This window comes from Erythrobacter sp. S43, from assembly GCF_057364955.1.
The window spans coordinates 2,758,595-2,775,956 of sequence record NZ_CP200285.1 but is presented as its reverse complement, the minus strand read 5'-3'; the positions used below and the strand labels follow the sequence as shown (position 1 = coordinate 2,775,956).

At 57.0% G+C, this 17,362-nt stretch carries 17 protein-coding genes; 14 read left to right on the top strand and 3 right to left on the bottom strand.

Translation table 11 applies throughout. From position 1 onward, the window contains the following. The first annotated feature begins 2 nt into the window (after positions 1-2). Genes AC0V6K_RS13715 through AC0V6K_RS13705 form a run of 3 tightly spaced genes read left to right on the top strand, consistent with a single transcriptional unit; the run spans position 3 to position 4,198 of the window. Positions 3-1,643, top strand: coding sequence for an alpha-amylase family glycosyl hydrolase (locus tag AC0V6K_RS13715; protein ID WP_472626157.1), 1,641 nt, complete (start codon positions 3-5; stop codon positions 1,641-1,643). Between the two features lie 3 nt (positions 1,644-1,646). Next, complete coding sequence (locus AC0V6K_RS13710) at positions 1,647-2,675, top strand: LacI family DNA-binding transcriptional regulator (protein WP_472623163.1); 1,029 nt, start codon at positions 1,647-1,649, stop codon at positions 2,673-2,675. Positions 2,676-2,677: 2 nt separating this feature from the next. Then, entirely contained in the window at positions 2,678-4,198 is a 1,521-nt protein-coding gene (locus AC0V6K_RS13705) for a tryptophan halogenase family protein (protein ID WP_472623161.1), read from the top strand. Positions 4,199-4,292: 94 nt separating this feature from the next. Here the strand turns inward: AC0V6K_RS13705 and AC0V6K_RS13700 are convergent, their stop codons facing one another. Further along, complete coding sequence (locus AC0V6K_RS13700; RefSeq protein WP_472623159.1) at positions 4,293-7,070, bottom strand: TonB-dependent receptor; 2,778 nt, start codon at positions 7,068-7,070, stop codon at positions 4,293-4,295. A 395-nt stretch (positions 7,071-7,465) separates the two neighbouring features. Here AC0V6K_RS13700 and AC0V6K_RS13695 point away from each other — a divergent pair, with 395 nt between their 5' ends. From AC0V6K_RS13695 to AC0V6K_RS13675, 5 genes are all read left to right on the top strand, one after another. Continuing rightward, a complete protein-coding gene (locus tag AC0V6K_RS13695) occupies positions 7,466-8,170 on the top strand; it encodes a DUF6445 family protein (protein WP_472623157.1) in 705 nt (234 codons plus the stop codon). 4 nt (positions 8,171-8,174) lie between these two features. Then, on the top strand, positions 8,175-9,677 hold the full coding sequence (locus tag AC0V6K_RS13690; RefSeq protein WP_472623155.1) for a tryptophan halogenase family protein: 1,503 nt from the start codon (positions 8,175-8,177) through the stop codon (positions 9,675-9,677). Between the two features lie 83 nt (positions 9,678-9,760). Beyond that, positions 9,761-11,008, top strand: a complete 1,248-nt coding sequence (gene ribB / locus AC0V6K_RS13685) for a 3,4-dihydroxy-2-butanone-4-phosphate synthase (RefSeq protein WP_472623153.1) — start codon at positions 9,761-9,763, stop codon at positions 11,006-11,008. A gap of 6 nt (positions 11,009-11,014) precedes the next feature. Beyond that, positions 11,015-11,440, top strand: coding sequence for a 6,7-dimethyl-8-ribityllumazine synthase (gene ribH, locus AC0V6K_RS13680; RefSeq protein ID WP_472623151.1), 426 nt, complete (start codon positions 11,015-11,017; stop codon positions 11,438-11,440). An 873-nt stretch (positions 11,441-12,313) separates the two neighbouring features. Next, the gene (locus AC0V6K_RS13675) at positions 12,314-12,556 is read left to right on the top strand and encodes a winged helix DNA-binding protein (protein WP_472623149.1); all 243 of its coding nucleotides are present in this window, start codon (positions 12,314-12,316) and stop codon (positions 12,554-12,556) included. A gap of 14 nt (positions 12,557-12,570) precedes the next feature. On the opposite strand, the gene eno is transcribed toward AC0V6K_RS13675, so the two are convergent. Then, positions 12,571-13,854, bottom strand: a complete 1,284-nt coding sequence (gene eno / locus AC0V6K_RS13670; protein WP_472623147.1) for a phosphopyruvate hydratase — start codon at positions 13,852-13,854, stop codon at positions 12,571-12,573. 198 nt (positions 13,855-14,052) lie between these two features. Here eno and AC0V6K_RS13665 point away from each other — a divergent pair, with 198 nt between their 5' ends. The 6 genes from AC0V6K_RS13665 (at position 14,053) to AC0V6K_RS13640 (ending at position 16,752) form a co-directional block, all read left to right on the top strand. Then, positions 14,053-14,622 carry a hypothetical protein gene (locus tag AC0V6K_RS13665; protein WP_472623145.1) on the top strand — a complete coding sequence of 190 codons (570 nt, stop codon included), beginning with the start codon at positions 14,053-14,055 and terminating at the stop codon, positions 14,620-14,622. Between the two features lie 44 nt (positions 14,623-14,666). Continuing rightward, positions 14,667-15,128 (top strand): phage holin family protein, encoded by a 462-nt coding sequence (locus AC0V6K_RS13660; RefSeq protein WP_472623143.1) that lies wholly within the window; start codon positions 14,667-14,669, stop codon positions 15,126-15,128. After that, positions 15,125-15,520, top strand: coding sequence for a hypothetical protein (locus AC0V6K_RS13655; RefSeq protein WP_472623141.1), 396 nt, complete (start codon positions 15,125-15,127; stop codon positions 15,518-15,520). The genes AC0V6K_RS13660 and AC0V6K_RS13655 overlap by 4 nt, the downstream gene beginning before the upstream one ends. Then, positions 15,513-15,944: a hypothetical protein gene (locus AC0V6K_RS13650; RefSeq protein WP_472623139.1), complete on the top strand. Its 432-nt coding sequence runs from the start codon at positions 15,513-15,515 to the stop codon at positions 15,942-15,944. The genes AC0V6K_RS13655 and AC0V6K_RS13650 overlap by 8 nt, the downstream gene beginning before the upstream one ends. Positions 15,945-16,013: 69 nt before the next feature. Beyond that, positions 16,014-16,244, top strand: a complete 231-nt coding sequence (locus tag AC0V6K_RS13645) for a DUF4170 domain-containing protein (RefSeq protein WP_472623137.1) — start codon at positions 16,014-16,016, stop codon at positions 16,242-16,244. A gap of 7 nt (positions 16,245-16,251) precedes the next feature. Then, positions 16,252-16,752: a GNAT family N-acetyltransferase gene (locus AC0V6K_RS13640; protein ID WP_472623135.1), complete on the top strand. Its 501-nt coding sequence runs from the start codon at positions 16,252-16,254 to the stop codon at positions 16,750-16,752. Positions 16,753-16,771: 19 nt separating this feature from the next. On the opposite strand, the gene greA is transcribed toward AC0V6K_RS13640, so the two are convergent. Continuing rightward, complete coding sequence (gene greA / locus AC0V6K_RS13635) at positions 16,772-17,248, bottom strand: transcription elongation factor GreA (RefSeq protein WP_472623133.1); 477 nt, start codon at positions 17,246-17,248, stop codon at positions 16,772-16,774. Between the last annotated feature and the right edge of the window lie 114 nt (positions 17,249-17,362).

Genomic DNA, 17,362 nt, shown 5'->3' with positions numbered 1-17,362 from the left:
ACATGGAAGTCCTGAAATCGGCCAAGGCAGCTGACGACTGGTGGCGCGGTGCGGTGATCTACCAGATTTATCCGCGCAGTTTCCGCGACACTAACGGCGATGGCATCGGCGACCTTAAGGGGATTGCCGAAGGGCTCGAATACATCGCCTCGCTGGGCGTGGATGGGATCTGGATCTCCCCCTTCTTCACCTCGCCAATGAAGGACTTCGGGTATGATGTCGCCGACTATTGCGACATCGATCCGATCTTCGGTGACTTCAAGGATTTCGACACAATCATCCGGCGCTCTCGCGAGCTTGGGCTGAAGGTGATCATTGACCAGGTGTATTCGCACACTTCAGACGAACACGCCTGGTTCAAGGAAAGCCGTACAGACCGGACAAACCCTAAAGCGGACTGGTATGTCTGGGCAGATGCCAAGCCTGATGGCTCGCCGCCATCGAACTGGCAATCGGTCTTCGGCGGCTCTGCATGGCAGTGGGATGGACCACGTCGTCAATATTACCTGCACAATTTCCTGACGAGCCAACCAGATCTCAATGTGCACAACCCGGAAGTTCAGGATGCGGTTCTGAATGCCGCACGGTTCTGGCTGGATCGCGGGGTCGATGGCTTCCGCCTCGATGCGCTTAACTTCTCGATGCATGATCCACAGCTGCGCGATAACCCGCCGTCGGGTGTACCAATCGAACGGGTCACACGGCCGTTCGATATGCAGATTAAGCAGTACAACCAGTCACACACTGACATTCCTGCATTCCTTGAGCGAATTCGCGGGGTGATGAATGAATACGACGCTCGGTTTACCGTGGCGGAGGTCGGTGGCCCTGATCCGCTTGCCGAAATGAAGGCATTCACGGCTAACGGCATACGGCTCGACAGCGCCTACAACTTTGATTTTCTCTATGCGCCAGAACTTACGGCGCAGTTAGTCAAGCAGTCGCTCAGAAATTGGGACGGCACGCCAGATGAAGGCTGGCCGTCTTGGGCATTCTCGAACCACGACGCGCCCCGTTCGACCACCCGTTGGTCCGAGCACACTGATTTCGAACAAACCGCGCGGCTCAATATGCTGCTGCTGCTGTCGTTGCGCGGTAATCCGATTATCTACCAAGGCGAGGAATTGGGCTTGCCCCAAGGGTTCGTGGCTTTCGAAGACCTCCAGGACCCTGAAGCCATCGCTAACTGGCCGCACACGCTGGGTCGCGATGGTGCTCGCACGCCGATGCCATGGGCCAAAGCTGCGCCGCAAGCCGGCTTTTCAAGCGCGAACCGAACATGGCTGAAAGTGGACGAGGCGCAAGCGGAACGCGCAGTGGAACAACAAAGCGGCGATGGCGCATCGACGATGCGTTACACACAGGATCTGCTCTCACTTCGCAGTACGCTGGATGCCATCGTCAAGGGCGACTGCAAATTGCTGGATGCGCCTGCGGATATTGTCGCTTTCGTGCGCACCTACGAAAGCCACTCAGTGCTGTGCGCTTTCAACCTTGGTTACGAAGCGATTGACTGGGCTGCGCCGGAAGAGTTTGAGTCTGGCGCGATTGTCGCTAACACCACGGCTGCCAATGTGAACGATCCCACTGTAACGCGGATTGAGCCACGTTCGGGATATTGGGCGATCCAAGGGACCAGTTAATCAATGCAAGCAGCCGATGTGAAATCGAAGAAGAACGCCCGGCTTGAGGATATTGCCCGCGAAGCCGGTGTTTCGATTTCAACCGTATCGCGCGCGCTCAATGACAGCCCCGCTGTAAAGCGCCGTACCAAGCAGGAAATCTGGAAGATTGCCCGCGCGCATGACTACGATTTCCGCAGCCATATGCCCAATGGGCCGATTGGGGCCGAGGCCACAATTGCTGTTATCGTCCCTGCCCCGCAAGCCCGCGAGACTCGGGTGGCCGACCCGTTCTTTCTCGAGCTCCTGGCAGGCATTGCAGAGGCAGCACGGGAACGCGGAGCTGATCTGATTATCAGCCACGTCTTTCCCCGCTCTGCCGAAGACCTCGAATTCGCAATGACGACAAGTCGCGCGACGGGAATGATATTCATCGGCCAAAGCTCACTGCACACCGCGTTCAACTCACTGGCCGATGGTGATGATCGGTTTGTTGTGTGGGGTGCGGATTTCGCTGACGCGCAGTACTGCACCGTCGGCTCTGACAATGTGGCGGGCGGACGCCGTGCGGCCTCGCACCTCCTTCGCCTTGGTCGAAAGAACGTGCTTTTCCTCGGCGACACGGAAGCACCAGAAGCGGAACAGCGCCATCGCGGCTATCGTCAGGCGCTGGACGCTGCCGGTGTGGCAATTGATGACCGCCTCACGGTCCCAGCTCACTTTGATGTCCATTCGGGTGAATCCGCCGCTCGCTCGGCGATTGAACGCGGGATCGAGTTCGACGCCATTTTCGCCGCAAGTGACCTTATCGCAATTGGCGCCATGCGCGCTTTGACCAAGAGCGGTCGCAAGGTGCCCGAAGATGTTTCAGTCGTGGGATATGACAACATTCCTGCCGCGCGGTTGGTGACCCCTCGCCTAACCACGATTGATCAGGACACCAACCTTGCAGGGCGTATGCTCGTATCGAAGTTGATCGACACACAGGGCGGGCAAGCGATTTCAGAGCGACTTGAGACAAGCCTGCTGATCCGGGACAGCTGCGGCGGCTGACCATGTCCCAGGAATACGCACCGCTTGAAAGCATAGTCATTGTCGGCGGAGGAAGCGCGGGATGGATGACCGCTGCTGCGTTGGCGGATGCCGTTGGTCAGACTTGCTCCATCACTCTAATCGAATCCGAAGCCATCGGAACAGTCGGCGTCGGTGAAGCCACTATCCCTCCGATCCGCACCTTCAATCAGCGGCTCGGGATCGACGAAGCAACCTTCGTGCGCGAGACTTCCGGATCGTACAAGCTGGGCATCGAGTTCGTGGACTGGTCACGTAAGGGCCACTCCTACTTCCACCCATTCGGACAATACGGCGCCGAGTTCGATAAGGTCCCGTTTTATCATTACTGGATGCGCGAAAGCCTGGCTGGTCGCCAAAGCGGGCCGATTGATGACTTTTCGATGTGCTGGGCGATGGCCAAAGCTGGCAAGTTTGCCCGCCCTGAATTGGATCGCCGCAAGATTCAGTCGACGTTCGATTATGCTTACCACTTCGACGCCGGGCTTTATGCCGCCTACCTACGCGAATTCGCCGAGGCGCGAGGCGTAACACGCATTGAAGGCCGTGTTGTCGACGTCGCACAGCGAGCTGACGACGGCTTCATCGAAAGCGTCACGCTTGACAGTGGTGAGGCAGTTGCCGGGCAGCTGTTCGTGGATTGCAGCGGCTTCCGCGGCCTCCTGATCGAAGGCGCACTCGAGGCTGGCTATGACAATTGGCAGCACTGGCTACCTTGCGACCGGGCAATCGCGGTGCCCTGCTCCAAGGGTGAAGAGATCACGCCATACACACGCTCCACCGCCAAGGATGCAGGGTGGCAATGGCGGATCCCGCTGCAGCACCGCACCGGCAATGGCTATGTCCATTGCAGCGACTTCATCAGCGAGGAGGACGCGACCGAGACCTTGATGTCCTCGCTGGATGGCGAACCCTTGGCTGACCCGCGCACGCTTCGCTTCGTTACGGGCAAGCGAAAGAAGTTCTGGGACAAGAACTGTGTTGCAATTGGTCTTTCTGCCGGTTTTATGGAGCCGCTGGAATCCACCAGTCTGCACCTTATCCAGTACGGCATCCTTCGCCTGATTGCTTTGCTGCCGGATCAGGAAATATCGCCCCTGCTCGCACGCGAATACAACGCGCAGACGACAACAGAATATGAGCGAATTCGCGACTTTTTGATCCTGCATTACAAGGCCACATCACGCGATGATGCAGAGCTGTGGCGATATACCTCCGCGATGGAGATACCTGAAAGTCTGCAATACAAGATCGACCACTTCCGCAATCACGGTATGATCGTGGCGGACGAGCGCGAGCTGTTCGCCAATCCTAGCTGGATCGCAGTCTACCTTGGGCAAGACATCATCCCGCGCCGCGCGCCTGCCATTGCCGATATGCGAGGATCAGTGCCGGTCGCCGATCGCATGCAAATGATCGCGCAAGCTATCGAAGCGGCGGTCGCAGAAATGCCGAGCCACGCCGCGTTTCTCAATCAGCACTGCCGCTCGCCGCTCGCAGCCTAAACAGCCGCGCGACTTTTTCAAAACCACAAGCCGTAAACAGAAAGGGCCCGCTGTTGCCAGCGAGCCCTTCCGTGGAGAGTTGCGACCCTCGAAACTAGAAGTTTTTGCGGATCGTGAAGTTGAACGTCCGGCCATAAACCTCGTGGCGGCTCGGGAAGGTCCCGATCACGTCACCGCTTGTACCAAGCAGATCGTTTTGCGTCACGAACGGCTCGTTGCCCAAGTTGAACACTTCAAACAGAAGCCCGAGGCCTTCAAGCGGACCGCTTTCGTTCTGGAAAGTGTAACCAATCTGCGCGTCGATGATGGTTTCGCTCTGTGCGTCTGCACCGCTGAGCGAACCGTCAAAGTTCTGCACTTCGGATAGGAAGCCATCGCGATAACGCGCAGCCAACTTCGCACGGAAGCCATTCTTCTCGTAGAAGATGTCACCCGACCAAGTGAATTCCGAATAGCCCGGGATAGGCAGTGGAACCTGGTTCTGATCTTCAACCTCAGCATCAGCGTAGGTGAAGCTGACAAAGCCACCGAAGCCTTCAAGGGCGTTCGACAGGTCGCCAAAGTCGACACGAACGGTGCCTTCAACGCCGGTGATCGAACCGTCGGCGAAGTTGACCGGACCGCTGAAATTACCCGTCGCGAGCTCCGGAGCGCTCGTAAGGATGGAACCGAAACCAGCGTTATTGATCGACTGAGTAAGGTCGATTGTTTCCGTGAAGTCGATGATCCAGTCCGACAGGTCCTTATGGAACGCCGCGATCACAATCGCAGAACCAGGTGAGAAATACTTCTCGAAGGAAACGTCGAACGAAGTCGATTCATAAGGCTGCAAGAACGGGTTGCCCCCGCCCAGATTGAAGCAGACCAGCGTCGGCGGATTGAAGCCGATGACTGTGTCTGGAATCTGGTCGTTGTCGGTGTCCGTACAAGCCAGCGGGTTGAAGTTGATGTTCTGGTTCGCCGCCATCTGATCGAGGCGTGAACGCGTCACAGTCTTCGCGGCAGCCAAACGAATGAATGTGTCATCCGCAACCTCAAAGCTGAGGTTCAAGCTTGGCAGCCAGTCATCGTAGCTCGTCTCGATGCTGTTGGTCAGGCCACCGCCGATTGTGCCGACCGAACCTTGCGTGGTGTCAGCATAACGGATGCCAACGTTGCCGCGCACAGGGATCGAACCCAACATGCCGTCGATGTTGGCTTGCAGGTAGAAGTTGTGAATCTCTTCATCCACGGTCCATTCGGTATCGAACGTCGCCTTCTCCACGGTGTAAGTACCGTTGGTCAGGAAGCTCGAAGGATCGTAGGCTAGAATGTTCTGGCCCAGATTCCCCGTATCGGTTGAACCGACAATTGCCGACGTCGGAACTGCAAGGCTGCCATTGGTAAAGTTGGCAGAGGCACGCAGGAACGCTTCATTCGAGTCAAATGACTTCGAACGGTCCGTGTAGAGATAGCCGAGACGAATATCCGCAAGGAAACCGCCGTCAAACTCGTAGCGCGTTTCCGCACGGAGCTGTTGCAGCTCATCTTCAATGATCGGCTGTTTGATGAAGCCAACCTGGCCCCAACCACCTGGATCGGTGAGCAGAACGTTAGCCGGATCAGTGTAATCGAGCTGACCATCGATCGAGTATTCGCCGTTCTGCGGGAACGTGAAGTTCAACACGTCCTGAGCGCCCGAACGACCCGGACCGGTACCCGCATAGGATTCATAGTCGATGTCGTTGCGGTCGAGTTCCGAGTAACCGTAATCGAGCACGAAGCCGATATTATCGTTCACTTTGAAATCGGCGTTCGCACCAATGGCGAAGATCTGCGCTTCGTTGCCTTCGGTGTCCGTACGAAGGATCGGAACAACAGCCGAATACTGCGCACTGTCAGCGAAAGGACCCGAGCCCTGTGCACCGTCAAACTGCGCACCACTCCATGATGCGATCGGCGTTTCCGTACCACGGAAAATGCCGTTGTCGGTCGTGTCGGTGAAGAAGGTGTCGATCAACAGAGTGAAATCGTCACTTGGTTCGAACTGAAGCGTACCCGCGATAGAGGTACGTTCAAACTCGCGGCTGACAGCACCCTGACGCGGGTTGTCCGACGGATAGAGCACGCCATTCGCATCGCGAGAAACCTGGAACTGGTTGGTTTTCAACTCGCGCGAGATGAAGTGGGTCGGGTTCGATTGAACCGTTGCACCAAGCGACCAACCGATCGTGCCATCTGCATTCTGATCGATATACGATGCGAAGAAGCGATAGCCATCATCCGGGAAGTCCGGGTTGCGAGAACCGCTGTCATTCAAGACATAGGTTGCTTGCGCGCTGACTTTCATTTCGTTGAAGTCGAGCGGGCGAACCGTGCGGAGGTCGACTGCGCCAGCAATACCGATTGCAGCAAGGCTGGCATCGCCAGTCTTATAGACAATACCCTGCCCGATCAGCTCGGACGGAAACTGGTCAAATTCGATGCCGCGGTTGTTACCGGCCGAAACGACCTCGCGACCGTTGAGCAGCGCAAGCGAAAAGTCCGGACCGAGACCACGGATCGAAATCTGCTGGGAACGGCCACGCACACGTTGTGCGGTCACACCGGGCAGACGTGCGAGCGAGTCAGCAATCGACAGATCAGGCAGCTGACCAAGGTCTTCCGCCGAGATAACTTCAATGATCGAATTCGCTTCACGCTTCGCATCAAGCGATGTTTCGATCGAACGACGAATGCCAGTTACGACGATGCCTTCGTCTTCCTGTGCGACCTCTTCTTGGCCGTTACCATTGTCTTGAGCTGCAGCCGGCATCGCGGTTGCGACCATAGCCAATCCCGTCGCTGCACCACACAGCAAGCGAGTGTTGGCAGAAAAACGCTTAAATCCCATTCTAAACCTCCCCAGAGCGGACACGGTCATTGCGTGTTTGCAGTTTTTTTCATAACGAATGAAATCCGATCCGTAAATCTCCAATTCACATTTTGAATTGCCTCTGCCCATTTGGCATTTTTCCATTTATTTTCCGTTTCTTATGAGAAGCGATACGCTGAGATTTCGAGATTTTTGCCGAACTATCAACAAGATGTTGCCCTAGCGTCACACTTACGCGCTCAGAATTCAGCCGGAGCCCCAAAAATAGCCTCGATGCTAAGCCCAATCAGCAACTGGCTGAGAGTTTTCTTTGTATATATTTTAGATAGTTATAGATATCTCGTTGGCACAGCGACGGAGACCCGTTAGCTTCATCGTCGAGTTTTTCTGGGACAAAGGCGTCGCAAAGAGCAATGACTGACTGGTCAGTTTCCCTGGCAAATAGAGTTGCCCGTCGGTTTTCGTCAGAAAATCATCAACTTGTCCAGATTGATGAGTTCTTACAATATCCAAAAAGTGTCATCGAGCATGCCTCTTTGCAAAAATTTGCAAAGATCACTCCGCAATATCCCGGCATCCGCTCACCTATCCCTCCTCACGCTGCTGGAAGCTGGCTTGAAGGCCTCTCGCCGATGCTTGACGAGAATTTCGGTGTTGCAGGGAATGGATGGGAGATTCAGGCGTGGTACTCTTTGGTCACAACACGGCCTGCGGACCTCATTCCCATGCAGCGCCTCCCTCATGTCGATGGCACTGATCCGGGCCAGTTGGCGATGATGCTTTATCTTCATGAAACAGATCACGGCGGCACTGCCTTCTTCCGCCACCGCTCGACCGGTCTAGAAGAACTGACTGATGAGAGTTTCCCCACATATCGCAAAGCACTGGAGGCCGATGTCGCTGCGGCCGGACTTCCCCCGGCGGCCTATGTCACCGATGGTGCGCCTCACTTTGAACGAACCTACGCGAGCGAAGGCGCGTACAATCAAGCTATCTTCTACCGCGGAAACTTGCTTCATTCCGGTATCATCAGCAACAACGCCGAACTATCCAGTGATCCGCGAAAGGGTCGCCTCACAATAAACGCATTCTTCCGCCCCGCTGGGGCAAACGGTTAAAGGCATGGAACAGCCAAAAGTACAAAAGCTGGTCATCGTCGGGGGTGGCACCGCCGGTTGGATTACTGCCGCCGCGTTCGCGAGGCTTCTGGGCAAATCGCTGACAATTGAGTTGGTGGAGTCCGAAGCGATCGGAACCGTCGGCGTTGGTGAGGCCACGATCCCGCAGATCATCCGCCTCAATACCATCCTTGGTCTCGACGAGTTTGATTTCGTCAAAAAGACCAACGGCACATTCAAGTTGGGCATCGAGTTTGTCGACTGGGGCAAAGTCGGCACCAGCTACCTGCACACTTTCGGCGATGCCGGGATGACCCTCGCCAGCGTGCCATTTCACCAATATTGGAAGCGTGCAGCTGCCTCCGGAAACAGCAAAGACCTTTGGCATTACTCCCTGCACAAAGTCGCTGCCGACCAGGCAAAGTTTGGAAAGCTCGACCGTGTTGGCAATACGTCCATGACGGGCCTTGCCTACGCCTACCACTTTGATGCGAGCCTTTACGCCGCCTATCTCCGTGCATTCTCCGAGCAGCTCGGGGTCACTCGCACCGAAGGGATCGTGAAGGCGGTCTCGCGCGATGCAGAAAGCGGCGACATTTCGTCGATTGCACTGGATGACGAGCGCGAAGTTTCAGGCGACTTCTTTATCGATTGCACCGGATTTCGCTCTTTGCTTCTCGGCCAGGAATTGGGGGTCGAATATCAAGACTGGAGCAAATGGCTTCCCTGCAACCGGGCGCAGGCAGTGCCCAGCGAACGTCTAGAGACTATCGTTCCTTATACGCGGGCGACGGCCAAGAAGGTGGGATGGCAATGGCGCATCCCGCTGCAACACCGCACGGGCAACGGTCACGTCTATTCGAGCGAGTTCTGCTCGGATGACGAAGCAGCAGAAACTCTGCTCGCTGGCCTCGATACCAAACCGTTGGCCGATCTGCGCCCAATCCGCTTCACCACGGGGCGCCGCGAAACGTTCTGGTCGCACAATTGCGCCGCCATTGGGCTGTCGAGTGGTTTCCTCGAACCGCTTGAATCCACCAGCATCCATCTGATCCAATCACATGTAAGCCGCCTGATTCAGCTGTTCCCGAGGACAGGTGACGCCTCTGTTGAAAGAGCGGAATACAATCGACGCTGCGTCGCGGAGTTCGAACAGATCCGTGACTTCCTTATCCTTCACTACCACCAGACGACCCGCGATGACTCCGAGTTCTGGCGATATTGCCGCAATATGAATGTGCCAGACACGCTTACGCATAAGCAGGAGCTGTTTGCCTCATCTGGCCGGATCGGGCGCGATGTCGATGACTTGTTCCGTGAAGCCAGCTGGGCGCAAGTCATGCTGGGTCAGGGTGTGACGCCTGAAAGCTATGATCCGATGGCCGACGGTCTATCAGACGCGCAACTGGGCGAGTTCATGGGCAATGTGCGGGTGCTTATCGAGCGCGCAGTGCAAGGCCTTCCGACGCATGAGCAGTTCCTCGCGCGTCATTGCTCGGCGCAGTGATCCTCGACTTCCAAATGGCAACCTAGGTTCGAAATGTGATCCGATAGCCTTGCAATCACATTGTAGTGTGATAAATGGTCCACATGAGCACATCTACTATCACACGAGTCCGCGATCTCGTCACATCCGGCGAAATGACCAAGGCTGGTCTCGCCCGCGCAGCGGGGCTTCATGCCAACACTTTGCGCGATGCGACCGAGGCTGATTGGAACCCCACCGCCGACACCCTCGCCAAGCTTGAGGCCTTCCTTGATTCCAACGATGACCGCCCCGTTCTGGTCGGCATCGAAGAGATCATCGACGAGGCGCGCAACGGGCGCATGTATATTCTTGTCGATGACGAGGACCGCGAGAATGAAGGCGATCTGATCATCCCTGCGCAGATGGCAACGCCTGCCGCGATCAACTTCATGGCAACCCACGGACGCGGATTGATCTGTCTTGCACTCGACAAGGCACGCGTGGACGAACTTGGCCTTGAGCCGATGAGCCGCAACAATAAAGAGTCGATGCAAACCGCCTTCACGATCTCGATCGAAGCGAAAGAAGGTGTCACCACCGGTATTTCCGCCGCAGACCGCGCGCGCACTGTGTCGGTCGCCATCGACAACACCAAGGGCCCCGACGACATCGTCACGCCGGGCCATGTCTTTCCCCTCACCGCCCGTGACGGTGGCACGCTCGTGCGCGCCGGCCATACCGAAGCAGCTGTCGACATCTCTCGGCTCGCAGGTCTCAATCCCAGCGGCGTGATCTGCGAGATTATGAATGAGGACGGCACAATGGCCCGCCTCGACGATCTGATCACATTTGCGCGCAAGCATGATCTGAAGATCGGCACGATCCGCGACCTCATCGCTTATCGTATGCGGAACGAGCATCTGGTCGAGCGCTTAGATGAACGCAGCTTTGAAAGCGATTACGGAGGTCAATGGCGCCAGATCACCTATCGCAACCGCGTCTCGGGCAATGAAGCCTACGTCCTGCAAAAGGGGCATGTGGTGCCCGGTGAACCCACCCTCGCCCGCGTTCATCCTATTTCCGTGTTTGACGATGTTCTGGGACAACCCGGTCCGCGCAAGCGCACTTTGCAACGCGCCATGCAGGCGGTCGGCGACCACGGTTCAGGTGTCATCGTGATCCTGACTAACCGTATCGGCGGCGATGCATGGAGTCAGGAAGAACAGATCCGCAATATCGGTATCGGATCCCAGATTCTCGCCGACCTAGACATTCACGACATGATCTTGCTGTCCAATTCGCGCCCCGATCTGGTCGCGCTTGAAGGCTATGGCATCACCATTGTCGGCCACAAACCCATTCCGGAGTAACCAGTCATGGCAAAAGTTCTTATCGTCGAAGCGCGGTTTTACGCCCATCTGAATGATATGCTGATCGCAGGGGCGAAGGCTGCGATTGAAGCCGCCGGACACGAAGCTCAAGTGCTGACAGTTCCGGGTGCGCTCGAAATCCCCGGCGCTATCGCACTGGCAGCGGAGAGCGGTGAATATGACGCCTTCGTCGCCATCGGCGTGGTAATCCGGGGTGAAACCTATCACTTCGAAATCGTTGCTGGTGAGAGCGCACGCGCGCTCATGGCGCTGACTATGGATGGCATCGCCATCGGCAATGGCATCCTGACCACCGAGGACGAAGCGCAATCCATCGTTCGGGCTGATCCGGCTCAAAAGGACAAGGGCGGCGAAGCAGCCAAAGCGGCGTTGTCATTGCTGGCGCTTTCGGAGCGTTTCGATCCGCGCTGATCGCCCCACAGTCGGTAGTTTGTAACACTCAACATACGTAGTTTCACGGTGTAGATTTCCATAAGGGATTAAGGTGAAACCGGCCCCGCTTTCGCTGATCAAATTGGGGTGGCGGTGGCAATCGGCGGGTCGCGCAAACTATAAGTTGAGGAACTTCTCTTGGTTGAAAGCACACCGCCCCTTTCGGGCGATGACGCGATTGCGTCTATCGTCTCGACTCTCGAATTGCAGCTCACGAGCCTTGATCAGTTGAATCTCAACATTGCGGCTGCACATCTTGATGCCGCAATCCAGCAATTGCGAACGGATCAGATCACCCGGAATAATTTCATGGTGCTTTAACCTGCGCTGGCTTGTGAGCCGACTGTTGAACATCCGTATTTGCCCGTAAAGCCATCGCTTTGCCTTGCCCCTATCTAACTAATTGCGGGGCGCCTCAAACCTTCGATCAAATCCCGGGGCGCTTGCGATCTATTCTGGTTGGAGGCCGCACCGAAGTGGGCAGCAGTCAAAGCAAACATGCGTGCGATAACATTACGGTAGGCCACGGCGGAGAGCGCGTGCTGTGACGGCTGACGATCCCAATCAGGCGCATTTCAAAACTGAGGACGCGCAAAAAGACGCCGTCGAAAAGAACAGTGACCCGCACGACTTAAGACCGTTTGCTGATCAACTGATGCTGATCGCTAAGCACCTGCGCGATGGTGAGCTGTCCGGGTCGGCAACGACGTCGGAGGACGAAGGCGGCACATTGGAAAAGCCGCCCTCCCCTTTAACTCGGCAAGATTTCGCCGCGATGGCCCGCAACGCCTACGCAATGCGGCGCAGGCGAACAGCGATTTTCGGGAACCCCGAGCTGTTCGGGGAGCCAGCGTGGGATATCTTGCTCGATCTCTACATCGCACTGATCGACAAAAAACCGGTCTCGGTCTCGAGCGCCTGCATCGGATCAGCCTCTCCCCCACCACAGGGCTGCGGTGGCTGGGGATCCTTGCCGATCACGGACTGGTTCAACGCGAGCAAGACCCTGACGATCAAAGGCGCGTGCTCGTCCGCCTAACGGACAAGGGTGCAAAAGCCATGGAGCGATACTTTGCGAGCATCGCCCAGCGCTAGCAAGTTTATCGCCGTCAGAGCTTTCCGAAGCAAGCGCGCCCGGCATAAGCGGCGCTCTCGCCCAGCTCTTCCTCGATGCGGATCAGCTGGTTGTACTTCGCCAGCCTGTCAGACCGCGCAAGCGAGCCGGTTTTGATCTGCCCACAATTCGTCGCAACCGCGAGGTCAGCGATAGTTGCGTCCTCGGTTTCGCCCGAACGGTGGCTCATCACGCTGGTGTAGCTGGCACGGTGCGCCATATCGACGGCAGAGAGCGTTTCGGTCAGAGTGCCGATCTGGTTGACCTTCACGAGCAGCGAATTGGCGAGGCCCTTCTCGATCCCGTCGGACAGGCGATCCGGATTGGTCACGAACAGGTCGTCACCGACCAGCTGTACTTTGTCGCCAATCATGTCGGTGACTGCCTTCCAGCCTTCAAAGTCATCCTCGTCCATGCCGTCTTCAATCGACTTGATCGGATAATCATCGCACAGCTTGGCGAGATAATCCGCCATGCCAGCGCCATCGAGGCTTAGGCCCTCGCCCGAAATCTCGTATTTGCCGTCTTTGTAGAACTCGGTCGCGGCGCAATCGAGCGCGAGGACAATGTCATCGCCCGGCTTGAAACCGGCCTGCTCAATCGAAGCCATAATGAAATCGAGCGCAGCGCGAGTGCTGGCAAGATCGGGGGCAAACCCGCCTTCATCGCCCACCGATGTGGCAAGGCCCTTATCGTGAAGCCCCTTCTTCAGCGTGTGGAAGACCTCAGAGCCCCAACGCACCGCTTCTGCGATGCTGTCCGCACCCACCGGCATGATCATGAATTCCTGAATATCGATCGGGTTGTCGGCATGCTCACCGCCATTGATGATGTTCATCATCGGCACAGGCAGCATGTGGGCCGAAACTCCACCGAGGTAAGAATAAAGTGGTAGGCCTCGCGCATTAGCAGCTGCCTTCGCCACGGCCAGACTGGTGCCAAGAATGGCGTTGGCGCCCAAGCGGCCTTTGTTCGGCGTGCCATCCAGAGCGATCATGCCCAGATCGATGTCACGCTGATCCTCGGCATCGAACGCTCCGATCAGGAAATCGCGGATTTCAGTGTTGACCGCCTCGACAGCCTTTAGAACGCCTTTGCCCTTGTAGCGGTCCTTATCCCCGTCACGCAGTTCTACCGCCTCATGCGCACCGGTTGATGCGCCGGAGGGTACCGCAGCGCGACCAAAACTGCCGTCGTCGAGCAGGACATCCACTTCAACGGTGGGGTTACCCCGGCTGTCGAGAATTTCGCGTCCATGCAGGTCGATGATCGCAGTCATGTTTGGCTCCGCTGGCAAAGTGTTGTATAGAAGTAAGACACCTAGATCGAACTTGATTCTGGGCGCTGGTCTTGGCGCAACCCCTATGCGCCCGAACATGGCTGTGCAAGCAAGCGTGTTCTGTATACGTAACCGGATAAGCGTCCTCTCGCGCTTACCCACTGGAAAACCTGTCAGATAGAGGGCAAAAGAACCATCATGGCTGAAGCAAAAGCAACGAAAACCACCAAGACTCCGGCAAAACGGAGCACGGCAAAGAAAACAACCGCTCGTAAGGCTGCGCCCAAGAAGACCGGCGCGACTGCGAAGAAGGCGGCAGAAAAGCCCACGGAAGAAGCGAAGAGCCGCTTCAACAGCGCTCTGGCAGAGGCGAAAGCTGGCGCGGCGAAGCTGCGCACAGAGGCAGGCAGCCGCAGCGAAGATCTGGTGGGTGAAGCCAAGGTTTACGGCGAGAAGGCAAAGGAAGGCGCAATGGGCCTCGCAACACAGGGTAAAACGGCAGCAAGCGACGCGATCTCTTCGCTCGGAAAAGTGGTGGGTGACACCGCTGGCGAAATCGACGATCGCTTTGGCGAACAGTATGGCGATTACGCCCGCAAGGCATCGCGCACGCTGGCGGAAACCTCGGCCAGCCTCGAAGCCAAGAGCGTGGAAGATCTGGGCGAAGACGCGCGTGAGTTCGTGCGGAAAAGCCCGGGCGTCGCCATTGGTATCGCGGCGGTTGCAGGCTTTGTCCTTGCCCGCATGATCGGCGGCTCTCGCGACTGATCCTGCGATTGCACTTTGGTTGCCCATCACGCTAGGGAACGTGCATGCTAGACAATGAACCAGCAGCGGCTTCGCGGGATGACCCTGTGAAGCCCGCTGTTGACACCGAACAGAGCGAAACAACGGAAGAGGCAGGCACCGATCAGGCGCCTGCCTTTGATGAATCGTTGGTGGGAGAGCTTGCTGCGCTGATCGATGATGGCAAAACCTATGCCGAGGCGGAGCTGGCCTTCCAAAAGACCCGCGCTGGTCTGGCTGGCAAGAATATTGGTCTCGCTGTAGGTTTTGTTCTGCTGGCGATCATTCTGCTGCATATTGCTTTTCTTGCGCTCGCAGTCGGCCTTGTCATGGCGCTCGAGCCCTTGGTCACGATCTGGGGCGCCATTGCGATTGTGGTGGGTGCGTTGCTGCTTGCAGTCAGCCTGCTGGGTTACGGCGCATTCAAACGCGGCAAGCTTGTCGGAGCGATGTTCGCAGGCGACGGCAAGAAGGGAGACGAAGCATGACGAAGCTCCCCGCCCAGTTCATCGAGGACAAAGCGCTGCGTGACGCGGCCAAAGACGTATTCACCGCCGATATCGCGCACGCCAAAGTCAATCTCTCGGGCAAAGGCATCGCGACGCGTATAGGTGGCCGGATAGGGGATGGGGCCAAGGACGTGGTCGAGGTTGCCAAAGTCCATGCCGATGACAATCGCGGCATCCTGGCGATCATCATTGGTGCATTGGCCCTTTGGCTAGCTCGCAGCCCGATCAAAGAGATACTTGGGCACGGCGAGGCCGAGGCTGAAGAGCTTGAAGACAATATTGACGCCTCTGAGACTATGGCCGATTCAGATGCAGAACTAGCTGGCGCGGTGCACCCTGCCGCTGCGAGCACTGGAGACAATGATGAGTGACCGTTCCGCCGTTAAGCGCGATGCGCTGCGTGCCAAGATCGAAGCCAGCGAACGTCGACTGGCCAACCGGACATTGGCCGATGATGCCAAGGAAGCTGCGGGTGCGGCAACCAAATACGTCAAAGACAACCCCATGACCGTGCTTGGCGGTGCGATTGTGATTGGGGTTGTCATTGGGCTGATGACGACACCAGGTCGCCGTGCCGCCGCATCGGCTGCCAAAGGCGGAGCGAACGCGGTCGGAGGAGCCGCAAGCGGTGCCGCACACAAAGTTGGCACTGCGGCGAAATCGCAAACCTCGAAGTTCGGCTCACTGCTTGCGGATGCTATGGTCGCATACGGCATCAAGCTGATCGACAACGCGCTGGATTCAGCGAAGATCGGCAAGGAAAAGGCTGAAAGTGGCGAGGACAGCAAGTCGTAATCTTGCTCCGCTCGCAAAGTGCGCTTAGGGGGCGCCGCGAGACCAACAACCTCCCCAGGGATCATAGAAATGTCAGAAACCACAACCACACAGCGTTTGCACCTTGTCATGGGCGGGCGTGTTACCGACCCGCGCGGCCACGAATTTGCAGACCCGGAAAGCGTTCACGTTGTCGGCGTTTACAGCTCATATGACGCAGCGGTCGACGCATGGCGCGCACAAGCACAGCGCACCGTTGACGATGCTGAGATGAAGTACGTGGTGGTGCACATCCACAAACTGTTGACGCCGGAAGAATAGACGGGTGATGGCCTATGCCATCCGCACATTTCGCGACGCCGACGCCCCCGCTATCGCCGATCTTACACTTGCGGCGATAAAAGCTGTTGGTGCGCGAGCCTATTCTCCTGATCAGGTCACGGCTTGGGCGGCCCGCCATCCAGGGCCGCAGCGTTTCCTCGATCGCGCGACTGCGGGCGAACACATCTTTGTTGCGGTGGACCCACAAGATGAGCCAATTGCTTACTCGCTGCTAGAAGATGCGGGCGAAGACGGCGGGCACCTCGATATGCTGTACTGCCATCCTGAACATACACGGAAAGGGCTGGCAGAGCGCTTGCTCGCAGCTGCTGAAAAGTGCGCGCGGGAAAGAGAATTACCCCGCCTGTTTACCGAGGCGAGCGAACTAGCCCGCCCCGCTTTCGAGCGGGCTGGTTACGTCGTGACGCACAGACGCGATTTCACCATCGAACACGACAGTAAAGATGTTCCAATTCACAACTACGCGATGGAAAAACACCTCACTTGAGGCACTTTACCGCGTAACTTCAGATGAATTCGATCTTTTCGACGAGGTAGAATTTGTCGCCCGATGGAACGGTGACTTCGATCTCTTCTTCCACCTGTTTGCCGATCATCGCACGGGCAAGCGGTGAGGAATAAGAGATGCGCCCCTTGGATGCATCCGCCTCGGTCTGACCGACGATCTGATACTTGACCGGCTTGTCATCCTCATCAAGCAGAGTGACCGTCGCGCCAAAGATCACTTTGTCGCCTGAAAGCGTCGCAGGATCAATGATCTGCGCGCGGCTGACCTTGTCCTCCAGATCAGAGATCTGAGCCTCAACCTGGCCCTGACGCTCCTTCGCAGCGTGATACTCGGCGTTCTCCGAAAGATCGCCATGCGCACGAGCTTCCTCGATCGCGTCGACAATCTTCGGGCGTTCCTCGCGCAGCACCTTAAGGTCGGCCATCAACAGCTCGTACCCTTCAGCCAGCATCGGAACTTTTTCCATCGTCGCCATCCTGTATCTTTCTCAAAAATGGTCGGTTTCCCGCCCTGCCGAAACTTGCGTCATCAAGACTGTGACCGCCCTCTTCAAGCGGCCTGATGAAACAAAATGTCGGGAGGACGTCGT

Bases quoted from the DNA above. Each gene is read 5' to 3' on its own strand.
- AC0V6K_RS13660 (WP_472623143.1), top strand. From the start codon at position 14,667: ATGCTAGACAATGAACCAGCAGCGGCTTCGCGGGATGACCCTGTGAAG.
- AC0V6K_RS13655 (WP_472623141.1), top strand. From the start codon at position 15,125: ATGACGAAGCTCCCCGCCCAGTTCATCGAGGACAAAGCGCTGCGTGAC.
- AC0V6K_RS13695 (WP_472623157.1), top strand. From the start codon at position 7,466: ATGACTGACTGGTCAGTTTCCCTGGCAAATAGAGTTGCCCGTCGGTTT.
- AC0V6K_RS13690 (WP_472623155.1), top strand. From the start codon at position 8,175: ATGGAACAGCCAAAAGTACAAAAGCTGGTCATCGTCGGGGGTGGCACC.
- ribH (WP_472623151.1), top strand. From the start codon at position 11,015: ATGGCAAAAGTTCTTATCGTCGAAGCGCGGTTTTACGCCCATCTGAAT.
- greA (WP_472623133.1), bottom strand. From the start codon at position 17,248: ATGGCGACGATGGAAAAAGTTCCGATGCTGGCTGAAGGGTACGAGCTG.
- AC0V6K_RS13705 (WP_472623161.1), top strand. From the start codon at position 2,678: ATGTCCCAGGAATACGCACCGCTTGAAAGCATAGTCATTGTCGGCGGA.
- AC0V6K_RS13645 (WP_472623137.1), top strand. From the start codon at position 16,014: ATGTCAGAAACCACAACCACACAGCGTTTGCACCTTGTCATGGGCGGG.
- AC0V6K_RS13710 (WP_472623163.1), top strand. From the start codon at position 1,647: ATGCAAGCAGCCGATGTGAAATCGAAGAAGAACGCCCGGCTTGAGGAT.
- AC0V6K_RS13640 (WP_472623135.1), top strand. From the start codon at position 16,252: ATGGCCTATGCCATCCGCACATTTCGCGACGCCGACGCCCCCGCTATC.
- AC0V6K_RS13650 (WP_472623139.1), top strand. From the start codon at position 15,513: ATGAGTGACCGTTCCGCCGTTAAGCGCGATGCGCTGCGTGCCAAGATC.
- AC0V6K_RS13665 (WP_472623145.1), top strand. From the start codon at position 14,053: ATGGCTGAAGCAAAAGCAACGAAAACCACCAAGACTCCGGCAAAACGG.
- ribB (WP_472623153.1), top strand. From the start codon at position 9,761: ATGAGCACATCTACTATCACACGAGTCCGCGATCTCGTCACATCCGGC.
- AC0V6K_RS13700 (WP_472623159.1), bottom strand. From the start codon at position 7,070: ATGGGATTTAAGCGTTTTTCTGCCAACACTCGCTTGCTGTGTGGTGCA.
- eno (WP_472623147.1), bottom strand. From the start codon at position 13,854: ATGACTGCGATCATCGACCTGCATGGACGCGAAATTCTCGACAGCCGG.
- AC0V6K_RS13715 (WP_472626157.1), top strand. From the start codon at position 3: ATGGAAGTCCTGAAATCGGCCAAGGCAGCTGACGACTGGTGGCGCGGT.